We start from the raw sequence: 15,903 nt of genomic DNA, 5'->3' as shown, positions 1-15,903 counted from the left end.
GAAACCACTCCCCAAGCGGCGTCCGAGGCGGCCCGCCGCACCCTTCGTCATCCCGCTGCATCCGTCCCTCTATGGCTGACTCTTCCCCCGACATCAAACCTGAGACGTCCCTCTCTTCGGACCACACCACCACCGGCACGGTCCGTCTCGTCAACGCCGTCTTCTACGGGCACCACGGCGTGATGCAGGAAGAGCATCGCGTTGGGGGCCGGTACGAGGTCGACGTGAGGGTGGGCCTTGACTTTGAGGACGCGGCCCTGCACGACGACCTGGACCGCACGGTCAACTACGAGCAGGTCTACGAGTTCGTCCGGCGGCTGGTGACGGAAAACAACTTCTACCTGATTGAGAAGCTGGCGTACCGCATCGCCCACACGGTGCTCGAGACCTACCCTGACCTGGAGGGAGTCGAGGTGACGGTGCGGAAGCCCAATCCCCCAGTCGGGGGGCCGTGCGACCGGGCCGAAGCGACCTATACCATCGATGACCCGGGCACGTGACGGGGCATCATGCCGGGCGTGGGGACGACCGGCGTCGCTCGGTGGAGGCGGCAGGAGCGGGCTTCGGGGCCTCTCCAGGGAGAAGGGCGGCAGGGCCGACCGACGGATGGGGACGAGCGACGAAGGTCACGAGGAAGTCGTAAAGCAGGTTGTCCACCTCTGTGGTGTCCGCCAGGGAGTCGAGTACATGTTCCACTGTTTCCGCGTCGGGAAGGGCCGACTGGTAGTACTCGCGGTACACGAGAATCCGTTCGCGCTCCCGTTTCGCGTCGAGCTCGCTGTGGAACTGCGTGCCATAAATCGGCGCGTCGTTCAGGCGAAAGGCCTGGTGGGGCTGGTCGTTGTGGGCAAGCTCCGTAGTGCCGGGAGGAAGCTCAACCACCCGATCGTGGTGGCCCATGTTGGCCTGAAAACGGGACGAGAACTGGCGAAAGAGAGAATCGACGGTCCCGGCTTCGGTAAGCTCCACCCATCCACAGCCCAACTCGGAGTGGCCCGGGTCGTGGACCACGCGGCCGCCGAGTGCGCGGGCCAGCACCTGGTGCCCCCAGCACGACCCGAGCGTTGGGAGGGCCCGGTCGGCGGCGCGGCGGATCAAGCCGTTCAGTCCTTCGGTCCAGGGATAGGTCTGGGTCGCAGAGTACTTGCCGGCCCCGCCCAGCAGAAGGGCGTCCACCTCGTCGAGTGAGACGGAGGCGGGGTCGCCGCCCCGGGCAACGTTCACGGTCCGGAGCTGATCGGGACGGAGGCGGGTCCGCTCCAAGAAGCATGTCTGCTCCTGCGCCTCCATCCGGGGGGCACTCCGGCACTGGACGAGCAGGGCGCGGAGGGACAACGACGTCAGGGGCGAATCCACCATAGAGGCAGTGGGCCCATGGACTGAGGGCCCTCGATGAACGGGGATGGGAGGCATTGTAGTGATTCTTCTACGCCGGCCCGCGGAAAAAGTTGACGGGACGTGAAGCGCTAGGCGGACGGGGACTGCAGGAGGTCCGCGAAGGACTCGTGCAGCATGCAGTAGAGCCGATGGAGGGGAAGGCCGACGACGTTGTAGTAGTCGCCCTCGATGCCCTCGACGAAGAACGGGGCCGTGTGGTCCTGAATGCCGTAGCCCCCGGCCTTGTCCAGGGGCGATCCGGAGGCGACGTAGGCCTGGATCTCTGTGTCCGAGAGGGGCCCAAGCGCCACGCCGGTGCTCTCCACCGCGGTCGCCGTCCGCTCCGACGCTGCGTGCATGAGGGCGAGGCCCGTGTGGACGGTGTGGGCCGTGTCTTGGAGGCGGTGCAGCATGGCCCGGGCGTGCGGGGAGTCGTCGGGCTTCTGGAGAATGTCTCCGTCGTGGGCGACCACCGTGTCGGCGGCGAGAACAAGGGCCGAGGGGCGGTCGGCGGCCACCGGATGCGCCTTTCGGCGGGCCAGCGTTCGGACCGCCTCGGCGGGCGTTCCGGGCGTTTCCAGCGTCTCGTCCGCGGGGCTTCCCTCGGCCTCGAAGGGAACGTCGATGCGATCCAGGAGGGCGCGGCGACGTGGCGACTGGGAGGCGAGAAGGAGTGGGCAGGACAGTTGCAGAAGTGGATTCATCGGATGCGCTGCGACCTCGCCGGAGAAAGTGCACCGAAGAAACGTGAGAGGGGCGCGAAAGTTACCTCCCTCTCTCACAAAGCCGAGCGGGGTCCTGCGTCACGGTTGACACCGGTCCGGAAAGCGCCTAGTTTTCTCTCCTCTACTTCCACCGGCTGTCTGTGTTATGACCGTCCTGTCAGTCTGCAACCACAAGGGGGGCACCGGAAAGACCACCACGACCATCCACGTCGCGGCGGCGCTGGGGCTGTCGGGCTGGCGGACGCTCGTCATCGACCTCGACCCGCAGGGCTTTCTCACGCACACGATGGGCATTGAGGAGCCGCCCTCCGAGCAGTCGGTGGCGGCCTTCTTTGCGGCCGACGCGGACCCGGCACGCATTCCGATCCAGGAGACCGCGGGGTTTGATCTCATCCCGTCCTCCAGCACCCTGACCCGCCGCATGCGGGACCTCAACAAGCCGACCGATGTCTTGTGGGTGCGGGAGGCCCTTCGGCGGCTTGACCTGGAGTACGACCTGTTGCTCTTCGATACAGCCGCCGCCGTGACGGTCTACAGCCTCAACGCGCTCGTCGCGAGCCAGCACGTGTTGATCCCCGTGCTGCCGGAGTATCAGTCTGTGGTGGGGGGAGAGCAGACCTACCAGACCACGGAGCTCGTCGAGAACAAGTTGAACCCGCGCCTCGACACCCGGCAGTTTCTGTTTACGCAGGTCGACGCGCGGAAGCGGATACACAAGACCTACCGCGAGTACATTCGGAAGAAATACGGGGAGGCGGTGATGGATGCCATCATTCGCACCAGCACGTCGCTGGCGAAGACGCGAGACGGGGCGACGACGGTGTTCGACCACGAGCCCCGTTCTCGGGGGGCGCTCGACTACGCCAACGCCACCGACGAGCTGACGGCACGGCTTCAGGCGGCGTCTGAGGAGGCCGCCTCAGAGACGGACCGGGCCGCCGCTGCCCCGGACGACCTCTCGACGGAGACCGCCCCGGAAGTTAGCAAGATGCTGAACTCCTAGCCCCGTGGCACTCATCCACGCTGCGTGCAGTGCGGACTCTCCGTCTTTAGAAGCCGCACCGCCCGGCGAGCGGACCCCGCCTTGTGTCGCCGCGCGCCTCTAGATCGTGTCGAGACGATCGACCTCGGCCCGTGACCACGCGTAGAAGTGTTGATCCGTGGCCCGGAGGGTGTCGACGCAGTCGTCGTGGGCCGACCGGGCCGCGTCCACGTCCGGATGTGTCGGCTCCGGGTGGGTTTCGATCCAGTCTTTCAGGTCGCGCAGGGCACGGGGAGAGTACGTGTCGAGGGCACGCTCACTTTCGAGCAGGCTCATCTTTCGTTCCTCCTGGCGGAGCGTGTAGACGAGCGTCAAGATCGATACGCCGAAGAAGGCCAAGACGCAAAAGAGCATCGTGGCCCACACGTCCCAGGGCAGTCCGAGCATGGGCTATCGAGTGCGTTCGCGTGAGAGAGAAGCGGGGCGGTCCTCCAGGTACGCCATTAGCGCGTAGCCGAGGACGGGAATTCCAAGGAAGACGGCGACGCCCCCGATCATCTCTGGCGTGCCGAAGTTGGCCCAGGCGTAGTTCGCGACGATCAAGAGCATCACGAGTGGGATTACGTACTGCACGACGGGGGTCCAGATCGATCCCACGTACAGTCCGGCGTTGCGATTAATCTCCAGCACCCGAAGCTTCTCGGGGCCGCGGTGGCCCATCGACCAGCCGATGGCGCCGATGATGGCGAGCGTAGAGAGGGGCAGGCCGAAGTTGCCAAACACGAAGTCGAGGAAGTTGAGCACGCCGGGGGAGTACGCACTTGCGAGTCCCAGGAGCCACACGACGCCGCATACCCCGATTACCGTCTGCTCGCGGCTCGCGGTCAGCTCCTCGCTGAGGGTCGTCACACTCACCTCCGTGATGAGGATGGCGGAGGTAAATGCGGCCAGGAAGAAGCCGACGAAGAACAGGATGGCCCACAGCGCGCCGCCCGCCATCTGCGGAAAGACCTGTGGCAGCGACACGAAGGTCAGGCTGGCCCCCGACTCCGGGTTCAGGTCGAACGCAAAGACGATCGGGAAGATGGCGAAGGCCGCCAGGATGCCGATGCTCGAGTTCCCGATGACCGTAAAGACGCCCCCGCCGATCGGGATGTCATCGTAGTCCGGCAGGTAGCTGCCGACCGTGAGGGCGATGCCCCACCCGAGGCCGGTGGAGAAGAGCACCTGTCCGAGGGCCGTGATCCAGGTCTGGCCCAGTCCGAGCTTGCTCCACTCGATGCCAAAGGTGAACGCGAGGCCCTCGGCCGCCCCGGGCAGCGTGAGGGCCCGGATCATGATTGCGACGAGGGCGAGCACGAGCCCCGGCACCGCGTAGATGACGAGCCGCTCCACCCCCCGCCGGATGCCAAGGTACAGAATGGCCGCGACCAGGGCCATCACGGCCGTGTGGCTGCCGATCGACAGGACGCCGCTCGCACGGAAGCCTTCCCAAAACGCCTCCGGCGCGAAGCCCGCCGACGTGAACGTGAACAGCAGGGAGTGCACGGCATAGTAGAGCGTCCACCCCACGACCGGTGCGTAGTACGACATCAGGGCGACGTTCACGATCAGCACCACCACGCCCAGTCCCAGTGTGGCCCGCGACGAGGCCACCGTTTGGAAGGCCCCCATCACCCCCTTCCCCGCGTAGCGCCCAAACGCAACTTCGGCGATGAGGCCGGGAATGGCCAGCACGAGCAGGAGCACGAAGTACGCGAGGAGAAAGGCCCCGCCTCCATTCTCGCCGGTGACGTAGGGAAACCGCCAGATGTTGCCGGCCCCCACCATGGCCCCGAGCATCGCCATCAAAAACCCGAAGCGTGATCCCCATTGGGCGCGTGAGAGCTCAACGTCTTGGTCGGGCATCGACGCGGTGTTGCTGTGTACAGACCGTGAGCAGACCTAAGGTAGGAACAACGAACCGAAATTTCGAACGGCGGTTGGGACCCGGGGGAAGGACGCCTGAGCGACCCCCGGGCGGGAATCTTTCCAGAGAGGTGTGGGTTGCGGAGTACGTCGTGGATCGACAGCGCATGTTTTTTGACTGACCATCGCTCTGCCCGCCCGATGCTCGATTCCATCAAGTCTGCCGCCGCCGACGTGCACGCGGAGGTCGTGGCGCTGCGTCGCACGCTGCACCGCCGGCCGGAGTTGTCGGGGGAGGAGCACGAGACCGCGCGACGCGTGGCGGAGCGGCTGACGGCCCTCGGCCTCGATGTGCGCACTGGGGTGTACGACACGGGCGTGGTGGGCACCCTGGACGGGGGCAAGCCCGGCCCGACCCTGCTGCTCCGGGCAGACATGGATGCGCTCCCCATTCAGGAAGAGACGGGGCTCGACTTTGCTTCGGAGCACGAGGGCGTGATGCATGCCTGCGGGCACGACCTTCACACGTCGTCGCTCCTCGGCACGGCCATGATTCTGGCCCGCTGCCCCGACGAGGTGCACGGGCAGGTGCGGTTCTGCTTTCAGCCCCACGAGGAACGAATTCCGGGCGGGGCCAAATTCATGATCGAGGAGGGCGTGCTCGACGCAACGGACGACACGCCGGCCCCGGAGGCCGCCTTCGGCCAGCATGTGAAGCCGGATCTTCCGCCCGGCACCCTCGGCGTACGAGCCGGCGGGTTCATGGCCTCTGCCGACGAGGTGTACGTGACGGTGAACGGCGAGGGCGGACACGCGGCAACCCCGCACGAGGCAGTGGATGCGACCTACGTCGCCAGTGAAATTGTCGGGGCGCTTCAGTCGCTCATCAGTCGCCGGTGCCCGCCGGGCGTGCCGTCGGTCCTCACCATCGGGCGCCTGGTGGCGGACGGGGCCACGAACGTGATTCCCGAGACGGCCCGGCTGGAGGGCACCTTCCGGGCGATGGACGAGGAGTGGCGCTTCCGGGCCCATGACCTGTTCCGGCGGCTCGTGCACCGGACCGCCGAGGCGCACGGGGCGACCGCCGAGGTGGAAGTGCGGGAGGGGTACCCGGCCCTCCACAACCACGAGGCGCCGACGACACTGGTCCAGGAGGCGGCCCGCGAATACGTAGGGCCGGAGCGCACTGTGGAGGCGGATCGGTGGTTTGCGGGCGAGGACTTTGCGTACGTCCTACGCGAGTGCCCGGGCACCTTCTACCAACTCGGGGTGGGCAGCGAGCACGGCCTCCACACGTCCCGGTTTGACCCGGACGAGGAGGCCCTCCGCACGAGTACAGGGTTCATGGCGTACCTGGCGTGGCGCTACGGCCACGAGCACGCGCAGGAATAGGGGTGCATCCGGCAGGACACGGGCCTCAGGACGCGACGAGGGCCCGCAACGGGGCCGGGTCGATCCGGTGCCCGCCCTCGAACGTATGCGTCGTCGCCGGGATGTCATGGGTTTGGAGGCGGCGCCGCACCGCAGCCCACCGCTCATCGGTCACATGCGGATCGTCGGTCCCCGCGACGAGCGTCAGGTCCAGGGCACACAGCGCATCGGCGTGCTCGGCCAGGTCGAGGTCGTGGGCCGGGGCCCCGCCCCACAGCACCAGTTGATCGATGGCCGTGTCCCCGAGCAGCGCCCACCGACTGGCGGTGGCCGCGCCCTGCGAGAAGCCGAGCACGTGCAGGGCCGGCGGCGCGCCGTCGGCGAGGTGGCGGACGGTGGCGTCGAGGGCACTGACGTAATCGGCAACCTCGGCCTCGCGTGCCGCGCGGGTCATCCAGGAGGCGCCCACCTGCTCGTGCTCATCCATCCCGTCCACGTAAAACCGAGACAGCCCCTCCGGCGCGACGACGCAGCGATCAGGAGAGACGAGTGGGGCAAATGCCGACACGAAGTCGGCGGCGAGCTGGCCGTAGCCGTGTAGCACCACCCACCATGACGCGGCGGCTGCGGGCGTCCCGAGCGTGGCCACGCGGGCGGTGCGGGTGACCTGAAGCGTATGGAGACGGGGCTCGGGCGGCACGGTCTGCTTGTCTGGTAGGGGCATGTATCGAAGAAAGACGCGGGGTCAAGCGACCTGTCCGTCGGAGGCCGACATCCTTTCGATGCGGTCCAGGGCCGCCTCGGCGGACGGCACGATCTCGACCAGGTCCGAGACGCTGGCCCGTGCAAACCGGCCGTCTCGCAGTTCCTCAAAAAATGAGAAGAGGGTGTCGTAGAAGCCGTCCACGTTCAGGATAGCAATGGGACGGTCGTGGTAGCCGAGCTGCTTCAGGGTGAGCACCTCCATGAACTCTTCCAGGGTGCCATAGCCGCCGGGCAGCACGACGAACGCCTCCGCCTTCTCGTACATGATCCGCTTGCGCTCGCGCATCGTGTCGGTCACAATGAGCTCGTCGGCGTCGTAGGCGATGCCCTCGCGGTCCTGCAGCTTCGACGGAATGACGCCGGTCACGGCCCCGCCGGCCTCGTGGGTGGCCTCGGCCAGCACGCCCATCAGTCCCACCGCGCCGCCCCCGTAGATCAACGCATGGCCCCGGCGTCCCATCGTCTGCCCGAGCGCCCTGGCCACCGGGGGGTAGGCGTCGGCGATGGCGTTGCTCGACGAGCAGTAGACACAGATGGAGGACATGATCGGCAGGGGGACGGGTGAGCGAAAAGAGAAGCGTCCGGGTCGAAACGGTGCGGTGGACCTGGGGGGCGCCAGAGACGAGCCCCGGGCGGGCCAAAATGCTGCGTTACGACGCGTGGACGGCGCGAAGGGTTCGTCGGGCCTGTTTCAGGTGCCGCCGCTCGTGGGCCAGGGTGGCCTCAAACCAGGCCCCGAGGCTAATGCGGAGAAGGGGGACGGCGGGGGAGCCGAATCGAATGCGGCGCAGGTCCAGGCCCTCGGCGCCCTCCACACAGCTTGCGAGCCGGTCCTGCAGGCCCAAAAACTCGTCGATCGCCTCATCGGGGTAGAGGGTGTTGGGGGCGTCCGGCTCAAACAACGAAGGCGCGTCGAACGTCCAGCCCGAGGAGGGCTCCAGCACGTGCACAAACCAGCGGCTGACGATGCCGTACTCGAACGGGGGCTCGCCGTACGGCCCTTCGTCGTGTCCCCGCTGGATTTCTTCTTCCGTTGAGCGGAGCAGCAGCCAGCCGGCCGTGTTCAAGTGATCGATGCACTGAACGACAGACCACGTGTCCGTGTCCGGCCGTCGTTGCATCGTGGCGGCGTCCACGTCGGCCACGAGTGCGGTGGCCTCGTTCTTGAGGTCGACAAACCCGGTGCGGTACTCGTCAAGCTGAGTGTGCATGGGCAGCAGAGGCAACGGGAGGCAATGATCGGTGGGGCACTACGCCGCGTCCCACTCCAGAAGGCCGTCGTTGATCAGGGTGGTGAGCAGGTCGACGAATGCGTCGTCGTCAAGGTGTGGGGTGAGGGCGTCGCTCGGGATCTGCTGGCGCCCCGTCACGAGCCGGGCCGCGTGGGTCAGGTTGGGCGCCAGGTCGATGGACGACCCGTTTGCGAAGAGGGTCGTTGATCCGTCGTCGTGTTCGATAAAGGCGAGTCGGGAGACCGGACCCGGGCGCAGTCCATGGCCGGCCCGGAGGGTTTCGACGAGCTCCTCGTTCGTCACGGGCGTCGACGGGGGCACGGCCTCACGGTCCCGGCCCGGCCGCGTCAGGTACTGGCCGAGCCACTGATCGATGGCGCCGTCGTCATGCACGAGTCGGCGCAGGAGGCGGCGCACCTTCCGACGCGCGTCGTCGTGGATCTCGCCGGGGTGGTCCACTGGATCGAGGGCCGAATCGCTGTACCGCGCGTCCGGGTCGATCGTCTCGATGGCGTGCTGCAAGAAATTGGCCACGAGGGCCTGGTGCCGCGGTGCCCGGAAGCCGACCGAGTAGGTCATGCACTGGTCGTCGGTGGCGACGCCGTGGTGGGCCACCCGGGGGGGCAGGTACAGCAGGTCGCCCGGGCCGAGCACGAACTCCTCCTCCGCCTCAAAGTCGGCAAGGATGCGGACGTCGAGGTCCGGCACGATCTGTTCGTCCTCCACCGGCTCGGTCCCAATCTGCCACCGCCGGTGCCCTGCGCCCTGCAGCAGAAAGACGTCGTAGTTGTCGATGTGGGGGCCCACGGTTCCGTGCGTGGGGGCGTAGCTCACCATGACGTCGTCGAGCCGCCAGGCGGGCAGGAAGCGGAAGTGGTCGAGCAGGGCGCCGACCTCCGGGAGCAGGCGGTCGACCTCCTGCACGAGAAGCGTCCAGTGCGTCGCGGGCAGGTCGAGAAAGTCCGCCGAGGCGAACGGGCCGTGCCGCAGTTCCCACGGGTGCTCGCCCCCTTCCTTTAGGATCAGCCGACTCGCAACGTCGTCCTCGCAGGCCAGGCCGGCCAGTTCCTCCGGGGAGAGGGGCGACCGGAAGTCCGGCAGTGCGTCGCGGACCACGAGCGGCCGGCTCTGCCAGTAGGTATCCAGAAAGTCGGTGGGCGAACGGTCGCCCAGCACGGACGACGTGGGGGGAGTGGGCTGCACGGAGACAGGGAGAGGTTGACGAAAGAAAACGGTGGGGGCGTGGCCGTTCCGGCTTACCCCAGCAGGTACATCAGGCCCTCGAGGGCGGGCCAGAGGAGCAGCAGTGCGAGCCCCCACGCCACCCATTGTACGCTGGCACTGCGCTGCGGAAACTCATAGCCGCAGTACGGGCACTCTTTCACGTCCCCAGTGTCTTCGAATGTCAGAGCGCAGGCGGGACACTCCCGGTCGGATGGCATGGTGGGGCACCGTGGGGATTGGGGCGTCGAGCAGGGGCAGGCTAGAGCTGAGAGGCCAACTCGTTCAGCATCATCTCCACATCCTCCTGCGCGATGTCGTCGGGGTTGGGGCCCGGCAGGCCGGGGTCCGGGGCGGGCCGGGCGGCCTTCAGGTCAAGCTGGTTGAGAAGCAGGGCGGCCGCGCCGGTGGCGGCGGCGGAGACGAGGAGGGCCTTTGCAAATTTAGACATGGCGACGGGGGGACAGGGCGAGAAACAATTGAGTCACACCAACGGGAAGAGGGAGGGGGAGTTCTTCCCTCGAAGCGAACCTAGTCGGGACGTGTAGGTTCGTAAAAATGGATGAGCCAGCGCCCCATTGTCCCCAATCCTCATGCTGCGTTCCCTTCTGGTTCGCCTCTCGATTGCGGTGGGACTCGGTCTGGTCGGGCTTGTCGGAGGGGCGTCCGATGGGTGGGCCCAGGACGACGGGTCCGTGTCTGTGGCCCGCGTGAAGTACGACGGGGGGGGCGACTGGTACAGCGACGAGGAGTCGCTGCAGGAGCTTTTCGCATTTGCCCGTCAGCACACGCTCCTCGACGTGGAGGCACAGGAAGAGACGGTGGAGCTTACCACCGACAAGCTCTTCACGGTTCCCTACCTGTACCTCACCGGCCACGGCAACGTAACGTTCTCTGAGGCGGAGGCCGAACGCCTGCGCCGGTACCTGCATCGGGGCGGCTTCCTCCACATCGATGACAACTACGGCCTCGACGAGCACATCCGTCCCGAGTTGGCGAAGGTGTTTCCGGAGAAGGAGTTCGTAGAAGTGCCGTTCGACCATCCGATCTACGCCATGCCCTACGACTTTTCGGATGGGCTCCCCAAGATCCACGAGCACGACGGGGAGGCCCCGAAGGGATACGGCTACTTTGATGACCACGGCCGCCTCATGGTGTTCTACACCGTCGAGACGGACCTGGGGGACGGCTGGGAGCCGGCCTCGGTTCACGACAACCCTCCAGAGAAGCGGCGGGCCGCCCTCCGCATGGGCACGAACATTCTCACGTACGCCATGACGCACTGAGCAAAGAGACGAGGCGCAAGGCCCTCCGTGGCTGTCCTTCTGGTCGTGATAAAAAGGCTTCTCCTGATTCTGGTCGTCATGGGGGATGAGACGGCTACCGACCCGGGAATGGAAGCCGTCCAGGCGTTCGTCCACACTCGGGCGGCGGACCGCATTGGGCGGGGCCTGGGAGCCGGGGCGTTGGCAAACCTGTCGAGTGGGGCGGGCAGCGTGCTCGGGGGGGCGTCCGTTTGGCGAGATCGACGAGTTTGAGGGGGAGGACTGAGTGGCGGGGGCCCCGATCAAGAGACGAGGGGCAGTGAACCCCGTCGCCTGCATTCACGTTTTGTCTGTCCGTTCATGCGTTACAACGGCGGCTAGCCGCCAGGGCCGCCCTGCACTGTTGCCTTCACAGCTTTCCTGTTCCGATGAGTGCGCTCCGCAATCAAGATCCCGAGATCCACGACGTCATCCAGAAGGAGGTCCAGCGCCAGAACGAGGGGCTGGAGCTCATCGCGTCCGAAAACTTTGCCTCCCGGGCGGTGATGGAGGCGATGGGCACGGCCCTCACCAACAAGTACGCGGAGGGCCTGCCGGGGAAACGCTACTACGGTGGGTGCGAGGTGGTAGACCGGGCCGAGGAACTGGCCCGTGATCGGGCCAAGGAGCTCTACGATTGCGATTGGGTGAACGTGCAGCCGCACGCCGGGGCACAGGCCAATTCGGCGGTGTACCTGACCCTCCTCGATCCCGGGGATACCTTCCTGGGGCTCGACCTGTCGCACGGCGGGCACCTGACCCACGGCTCGCCCGTCAACTTCTCCGGCATTCTCTACGAGGCAAAGTACTACGGGGTGGAGAAAGAGACCGGCCGCATCGACATGAATAAGGTGCGCGACCGGGCGAAAGAGGTGCAGCCGAAGATGATCTCGATTGGGGCCAGCGCCTACCCGCGCGACTTCGACTACGAGGCCTTCCGCGAGATTGCCGACGAGGTGGGCGCGTTCCTGTGGATGGACATGGCGCACACGGCGGGGCTCATCGCGGGCGGTGTGCTGAACGACCCGATGCCGCACACGCATGTGGTCACCACCACGACGCACAAAACGCTCCGCGGCCCGCGCGGCGGCATGATTCTTCTGGGCGACGACTACGAAAACCCGATGGGCAAGACGGCCCGCAAGAGCGGACGGACAAAGATGATGAGCGAGCTGCTCGACTCGGCCGTCTTCCCGGGCACACAGGGCGGCCCGTTGATGCACGTAATCGCCGCGAAGGCCGTTGGCTTCAAGGAAGCACTCGCGCCGTCGTTTGCCGAGTACACACGGCAGATTGTCGACAACGCGAAGGCACTGGGGGCCGAGCTCCGCGAGCGAGGCTACGACCTCGTCTCCGACGGGACGGACAACCACCTCGTCCTCATCGACCTGCGCAACAAGGGACTCACCGGCAAGGAGGCCGAGCAGGCCCTCGAAGCGGCCGGCATCACGGCCAACAAAAACATGGTGCCGTTCGACGACAAGAGCCCGTTTGTCACGAGCGGACTGCGCCTGGGCACCCCCGCGATGACCACTCGCGGCCTCGGTCCCGATGAGTTTTCCCACGTGGCGGAGATGATCGACCGGGTTCTTCAAACCCCGGAGGATGAGGACACGCGGGCGACAGTCGAGCGGGAGGTAAAGGCTCTCTGTGACCAGCACCCGCTGTACGATGTCGCCATGGCGTAAACGGGAACGACCTCGCGCGCCCGACGGTTCGAGATCCGGTGCCGAAATTTTGCCTGTGTTCGCCTGCTCTGCTCACCTGACGACCTACGCGCGCGCCCATGCCGTCGATGGATCGCGGTACATTTAGCTCCTCCTCCCGAGCCGAGCTCATCGAGATCGGCCGCAAGCTCTACGAGCAGGCCCTGGTGCGCCGGGAGGACGAGTTGATCACCGACCCGCGGGGCCAGCCGATTGGGTGGCTCCTGGACACGCGCGTGCCGACGCTGGACGGCGGGCTGTTCACGGAGGTCGGGTCGGTCATTGCCGAGCGGCTTCGGGAGCGGGACGCCCGCCAGGTGGTGGGGTATGGCTTTGGGGCCCATCCCCTCGTCTGCAGCGTTCTGGCTGTGAGCGAGGGCGACGAGTTCAAGGGGGGGCTTGTTCGGGACGAGCGGAAAGAGCACGGGCGGCGTCGGCTCGTGGAGGGGCCCATCGATGCCGACCAGCCCGTCGTGATGGTGGACGACATCATCAACAGCGGCCGCAGTGCCGCCGAGGCCCTTCGCCTCGTGCGCAGCGCCGGATTCATGGTCGACGGGCTCCTGACGCTCTTCAACTTCACGTGGAGCAACGGCCAGGATCGAATTGAGGCGGAGGGCCTGTGGGTCGACTCTCTCCTCGACCTCAATCTGCAAGAGGGCACGGGCAGCGGGTCCGACAGCGCGTAGGGGCGCTCAGGGAAGCAGAACGGGGGTGGACGTTTTTTTGCCGGATCGCAGTCACGAGTGGTATGCCCGAGGTTCCATCCTCACAGACCGACACGCCCGCTGGAGTGCAGGGGGACGGGGCGCCGGATGGGGCGCCCGCGCCCGATGGTGGCGTGATGCCGTTCCTGGATCACCTCGAAGAGCTGCGCTGGACCCTGATCAAGGCCGGGGCCGGAGTGCTCATTGCGATTTCCCTGTGTGCACTCTTCAGTGGATGGATCGTTGATCGCATCCTGATTGGCCCCACCCGGCCGGGCTTTTTTATGTACGACGTGCTGGCGCTGGAGCCGGAGAGCCTGGAGCTGCTCAACCGGACGATCACCGGCCAGTTTTTCGCGGACATTGGGACCATCATCGTCGTCGGGCTTATTGCCGGATCGCCGGTCGTGGTCTTCTACCTGTGGCGGTTCATCGAGCCGGCCCTCTATCCCAACGAGAAGAAGGGCATGCGCTTCTCGGCGGTGTTTGCCACCTTCTTTTTTCTGCTCGGGGCGGCCTTTGGGTATTTGATTCTGACTCCGTTGGCCCTCCAATTCTTCGCCCAGTACACCCTCTCGGAGCAGATCGTCAACCAGTTCGACATCATGACCTACTTCAGCATGGTGACGTTCTGGACAATGGGCACCGGGGTTCTCTTTGAACTGCCGGTGATCGTGTACTTCCTGGCGAAGGTGGGCATCCTGACCCCGGAGGCGATGCGGATGTACCGAAAGTATGCGCTCATCGCGGTGCTCGGCGTGGCGGCGTTCCTGACGCCCCCGGATCCCATTTCGCAGATCATCGTCGCCGTGCCGCTGCTGGGGCTGTATGAACTGTCCATTTACGTCGCCAAATGGGTCGCGCGGCGCCGGGCGCAGGCGCTCGGCACGGCGGACGAGTAGCCCGTTGCGACCTTCCGCACTTGCACCGACTGAGGGTTTATGCATCGCTCCCGTGCCACCGTGTCGCTTTTGGGGCCGGCCCTCGCCGTGTCATTGGGCATTGGCGTGGTCGTGGGGTTCTGGATGCCGGACGACGACCTGTTCGAGCTCCGCAAGGGCCTCCGCATCTTTGGGGCGGTCTACGAGGAGGTGGTCACCGGCTACGTAGAGCCGGTGGACCCGGTGCACCTCATGCATGTGGGGGTCGACGCGATGCTGAAGGAGCTAGATCCGTACACCGCGTACGTCGACGAGTCGAAGAACGCGCGGATTGACATCCTCACGGAAGGACAGTACGGGGGCGTGGGGCTGGACGTGGGGCGTCGGAACGGTGCCCTGACGGTCGTCTCGCCCGTTGCGGGGGCCGATGCGTATCAGCAGGGGGTGCGGACGGGCGATGTGATCACCGAGGTGGCGGGCCAGCCCGCATCTGCACTGTCGGTGGAGGACGCGGAGGTGCTGCTTCGGGGCCCACCCGGCACCACGGTCCGCATGACGGTGGAGCGGGAGGGACGCCCCTCCTCCCTCCCGTTTACCCTAACCCGCAAGCGGGTTGAGCTTCCGGACGTGACGTACCAGGGACGTGTGGGGGCGGAGCGGGAGTTCGGGTACGTGAAGCTGGAGCGCTTTACCCGCGACGCGCCGGCGGCGGTGGAGGCGGCGCTCGACGGGCTTCGGGACACGGGGCCCCTGCGGGGCGTTGTGCTCGACCTTCGAGACAATCCGGGCGGCCTGCTGCGGGCCGCCGTGCGAATCACGGCGCTCTTCGTGCCGCAGGGGACCGCGGTGGTCTCCACCCGAGGGCGCAGCGACGACACGGCCAAGTCGTATACGACCGACCGTGCGCCCCTGCTGCCGGAGGAGCCGGTCGTGGTGCTCGTGAATGGCCAGAGTGCCTCGGCGAGCGAGATTGTGGCGGGGGCCCTACAGGATCACGATCGGGGGGTGGTGATGGGCACGACGACCTACGGGAAGGGGCTCGTGCAGAATGTCCGCTCCCTGCCTCACAACACTGCCCTCAAGCTCACGACGGCCCAGTACTACACCCCGAGCGGGCGCACCATCCAGCGCCTGGGGGCGGCCCAGTCGGACACGGCTGCGGTGGCCTCCCGGATGCACGAAACCACCGGCGGCCGGACCGTACGGGACGGACACGGCATCCGGCCGGATGTGCAGGTGGCGTCCTCGTCCCCAAGTGCCCTGGAGGAGGCCCTGGCGCGGCGCGGGGCTTTTTTCCGCTACGCGAACCACTACGCCGCCACCCACGACACGCTTGCCGCCGACTTCTCGGTCGGCGAGTCCGACCTGCAGGCCTTTCGGATGTGGCTCGACCGCGAGCGCGTGGAGTATCCTCTCCAGTCCGAACGAACCCTCGATTCCCTTCATGCACTTGCGGAGGCCAACGGCCACGAGGGGCTGGAGGACGAGATTTCGGCGCTGAGTGTGGCGCTGGACGACACAAAGGCGTCGGCGTTCGAGCAGCACGCCCCGGCCCTCATGCGCCACCTTGAGCGCGAAATTCTGTCCCGGTACGTCAGTGCCCGCCGCCGGATCGAGGCCCTGCTCCCGGCGGATGAGCAGGTGACGGCGGCGACGGACCTTCTCCAAAACGCGGACCGCTACCGACGGCTCTTGACCCCGAGAGACGAACGGTGAGAACCAGA

General features: G+C 66.6%; 18 protein-coding genes. 8 read left to right on the top strand and 10 right to left on the bottom strand.

All coding sequences use genetic code 11. From position 1 onward, the window contains the following. Positions 1-71: 71 nt before the first annotated feature. Positions 72-500 (top strand): dihydroneopterin aldolase, encoded by a 429-nt coding sequence (gene folB, locus B7R93_RS11705; RefSeq protein ID WP_103020942.1) that lies wholly within the window; start codon positions 72-74, stop codon positions 498-500. Positions 501-507: 7 nt separating this feature from the next. Here the strand turns inward: folB and B7R93_RS11700 are convergent, their stop codons facing one another. Further along, positions 508-1,359 carry a type 1 glutamine amidotransferase gene (locus B7R93_RS11700; RefSeq protein WP_103020941.1) on the bottom strand — a complete coding sequence of 284 codons (852 nt, stop codon included), beginning with the start codon at positions 1,357-1,359 and terminating at the stop codon, positions 508-510. Positions 1,360-1,466: 107 nt separating this feature from the next. Then, positions 1,467-2,081 (bottom strand): Maf family protein, encoded by a 615-nt coding sequence (locus B7R93_RS11695; RefSeq protein ID WP_103020940.1) that lies wholly within the window; start codon positions 2,079-2,081, stop codon positions 1,467-1,469. Between the two features lie 166 nt (positions 2,082-2,247). Between B7R93_RS11695 and B7R93_RS11690 the strand changes: the two genes are divergently transcribed. Then, a complete protein-coding gene (locus B7R93_RS11690; protein WP_103020939.1) occupies positions 2,248-3,105 on the top strand; it encodes a ParA family protein in 858 nt (285 codons plus the stop codon). A 99-nt stretch (positions 3,106-3,204) separates the two neighbouring features. Here the strand turns inward: B7R93_RS11690 and B7R93_RS11685 are convergent, their stop codons facing one another. Then, a complete protein-coding gene (locus B7R93_RS11685; RefSeq protein ID WP_103020938.1) occupies positions 3,205-3,531 on the bottom strand; it encodes a DUF8026 family protein in 327 nt (108 codons plus the stop codon). Between the two features lie 3 nt (positions 3,532-3,534). Next, the gene (locus tag B7R93_RS11680; RefSeq protein WP_103020937.1) at positions 3,535-4,992 is read right to left on the bottom strand and encodes a sodium-dependent transporter; all 1,458 of its coding nucleotides are present in this window, start codon (positions 4,990-4,992) and stop codon (positions 3,535-3,537) included. Positions 4,993-5,193: 201 nt separating this feature from the next. Between B7R93_RS11680 and B7R93_RS11675 the strand changes: the two genes are divergently transcribed. After that, positions 5,194-6,384: a M20 metallopeptidase family protein gene (locus B7R93_RS11675; RefSeq protein WP_103020936.1), complete on the top strand. Its 1,191-nt coding sequence runs from the start codon at positions 5,194-5,196 to the stop codon at positions 6,382-6,384. Positions 6,385-6,409: 25 nt separating this feature from the next. Here the strand turns inward: B7R93_RS11675 and B7R93_RS11670 are convergent, their stop codons facing one another. From B7R93_RS11670 to B7R93_RS11645, 6 genes are all read right to left on the bottom strand, one after another. After that, entirely contained in the window at positions 6,410-7,087 is a 678-nt protein-coding gene (locus B7R93_RS11670) for an alpha/beta hydrolase (protein ID WP_232798372.1), read from the bottom strand. A 21-nt stretch (positions 7,088-7,108) separates the two neighbouring features. Continuing rightward, complete coding sequence (locus B7R93_RS11665; RefSeq protein WP_103020935.1) at positions 7,109-7,672, bottom strand: LOG family protein; 564 nt, start codon at positions 7,670-7,672, stop codon at positions 7,109-7,111. Between the two features lie 106 nt (positions 7,673-7,778). Then, complete coding sequence (locus B7R93_RS11660; protein ID WP_103020934.1) at positions 7,779-8,339, bottom strand: DinB family protein; 561 nt, start codon at positions 8,337-8,339, stop codon at positions 7,779-7,781. Positions 8,340-8,378: 39 nt separating this feature from the next. Further along, complete coding sequence (locus tag B7R93_RS11655) at positions 8,379-9,563, bottom strand: cupin domain-containing protein (RefSeq protein ID WP_103020933.1); 1,185 nt, start codon at positions 9,561-9,563, stop codon at positions 8,379-8,381. Positions 9,564-9,616: 53 nt separating this feature from the next. Continuing rightward, positions 9,617-9,802 (bottom strand): hypothetical protein, encoded by a 186-nt coding sequence (locus tag B7R93_RS11650; protein WP_103020932.1) that lies wholly within the window; start codon positions 9,800-9,802, stop codon positions 9,617-9,619. 41 nt (positions 9,803-9,843) lie between these two features. After that, complete coding sequence (locus tag B7R93_RS11645; RefSeq protein ID WP_103020931.1) at positions 9,844-10,032, bottom strand: hypothetical protein; 189 nt, start codon at positions 10,030-10,032, stop codon at positions 9,844-9,846. A 142-nt stretch (positions 10,033-10,174) separates the two neighbouring features. Between B7R93_RS11645 and B7R93_RS11640 the strand changes: the two genes are divergently transcribed. The 5 genes from B7R93_RS11640 (at position 10,175) to B7R93_RS11615 (ending at position 15,895) form a co-directional block, all read left to right on the top strand. Continuing rightward, positions 10,175-10,867, top strand: a complete 693-nt coding sequence (locus B7R93_RS11640) for a DUF4159 domain-containing protein (RefSeq protein ID WP_103020930.1) — start codon at positions 10,175-10,177, stop codon at positions 10,865-10,867. Positions 10,868-11,274: 407 nt separating this feature from the next. Next, positions 11,275-12,573: a serine hydroxymethyltransferase gene (gene glyA / locus B7R93_RS11630; RefSeq protein WP_103020928.1), complete on the top strand. Its 1,299-nt coding sequence runs from the start codon at positions 11,275-11,277 to the stop codon at positions 12,571-12,573. A gap of 107 nt (positions 12,574-12,680) precedes the next feature. After that, positions 12,681-13,280 (top strand): orotate phosphoribosyltransferase, encoded by a 600-nt coding sequence (locus B7R93_RS11625; RefSeq protein ID WP_103020992.1) that lies wholly within the window; start codon positions 12,681-12,683, stop codon positions 13,278-13,280. 62 nt (positions 13,281-13,342) lie between these two features. Beyond that, positions 13,343-14,200, top strand: a complete 858-nt coding sequence (gene tatC / locus B7R93_RS11620) for a twin-arginine translocase subunit TatC (protein ID WP_232798371.1) — start codon at positions 13,343-13,345, stop codon at positions 14,198-14,200. A 39-nt stretch (positions 14,201-14,239) separates the two neighbouring features. Continuing rightward, the gene (locus B7R93_RS11615; RefSeq protein WP_103020927.1) at positions 14,240-15,895 is read left to right on the top strand and encodes a S41 family peptidase; all 1,656 of its coding nucleotides are present in this window, start codon (positions 14,240-14,242) and stop codon (positions 15,893-15,895) included. Positions 15,896-15,903: the final 8 nt, after the last annotated feature.

The organism is Salinibacter altiplanensis, assembly GCF_002894645.1.
Lineage (GTDB): Bacteria > Bacteroidota > Rhodothermia > Rhodothermales > Salinibacteraceae > Salinibacter > Salinibacter altiplanensis.
This window is presented reverse-complemented; position numbering and strand designations above follow the sequence as displayed.

What these genes read in the sequence shown, in the direction of transcription:
- B7R93_RS11650 (WP_103020932.1), bottom strand. Translation starts at nt 9,802, where the DNA reads ATGCCATCCGACCGGGAGTGTCCCGCCTGCGCTCTGACATTCGAAGAC.
- B7R93_RS11700 (WP_103020941.1), bottom strand. Translation starts at nt 1,359, where the DNA reads ATGGTGGATTCGCCCCTGACGTCGTTGTCCCTCCGCGCCCTGCTCGTC.
- B7R93_RS11640 (WP_103020930.1), top strand. Translation starts at nt 10,175, where the DNA reads ATGCTGCGTTCCCTTCTGGTTCGCCTCTCGATTGCGGTGGGACTCGGT.
- B7R93_RS11615 (WP_103020927.1), top strand. Translation starts at nt 14,240, where the DNA reads ATGCATCGCTCCCGTGCCACCGTGTCGCTTTTGGGGCCGGCCCTCGCC.
- B7R93_RS11625 (WP_103020992.1), top strand. Translation starts at nt 12,681, where the DNA reads ATGGATCGCGGTACATTTAGCTCCTCCTCCCGAGCCGAGCTCATCGAG.
- B7R93_RS11670 (WP_232798372.1), bottom strand. Translation starts at nt 7,087, where the DNA reads ATGCCCCTACCAGACAAGCAGACCGTGCCGCCCGAGCCCCGTCTCCAT.
- B7R93_RS11645 (WP_103020931.1), bottom strand. Translation starts at nt 10,032, where the DNA reads ATGTCTAAATTTGCAAAGGCCCTCCTCGTCTCCGCCGCCGCCACCGGC.
- B7R93_RS11665 (WP_103020935.1), bottom strand. Translation starts at nt 7,672, where the DNA reads ATGTCCTCCATCTGTGTCTACTGCTCGTCGAGCAACGCCATCGCCGAC.
- B7R93_RS11695 (WP_103020940.1), bottom strand. Translation starts at nt 2,081, where the DNA reads ATGAATCCACTTCTGCAACTGTCCTGCCCACTCCTTCTCGCCTCCCAG.
- glyA (WP_103020928.1), top strand. Translation starts at nt 11,275, where the DNA reads ATGAGTGCGCTCCGCAATCAAGATCCCGAGATCCACGACGTCATCCAG.
- folB (WP_103020942.1), top strand. Translation starts at nt 72, where the DNA reads ATGGCTGACTCTTCCCCCGACATCAAACCTGAGACGTCCCTCTCTTCG.
- B7R93_RS11690 (WP_103020939.1), top strand. Translation starts at nt 2,248, where the DNA reads ATGACCGTCCTGTCAGTCTGCAACCACAAGGGGGGCACCGGAAAGACC.
- B7R93_RS11675 (WP_103020936.1), top strand. Translation starts at nt 5,194, where the DNA reads ATGCTCGATTCCATCAAGTCTGCCGCCGCCGACGTGCACGCGGAGGTC.
- tatC (WP_232798371.1), top strand. Translation starts at nt 13,343, where the DNA reads ATGCCCGAGGTTCCATCCTCACAGACCGACACGCCCGCTGGAGTGCAG.
- B7R93_RS11680 (WP_103020937.1), bottom strand. Translation starts at nt 4,992, where the DNA reads ATGCCCGACCAAGACGTTGAGCTCTCACGCGCCCAATGGGGATCACGC.
- B7R93_RS11660 (WP_103020934.1), bottom strand. Translation starts at nt 8,339, where the DNA reads ATGCACACTCAGCTTGACGAGTACCGCACCGGGTTTGTCGACCTCAAG.
- B7R93_RS11685 (WP_103020938.1), bottom strand. Translation starts at nt 3,531, where the DNA reads ATGCTCGGACTGCCCTGGGACGTGTGGGCCACGATGCTCTTTTGCGTC.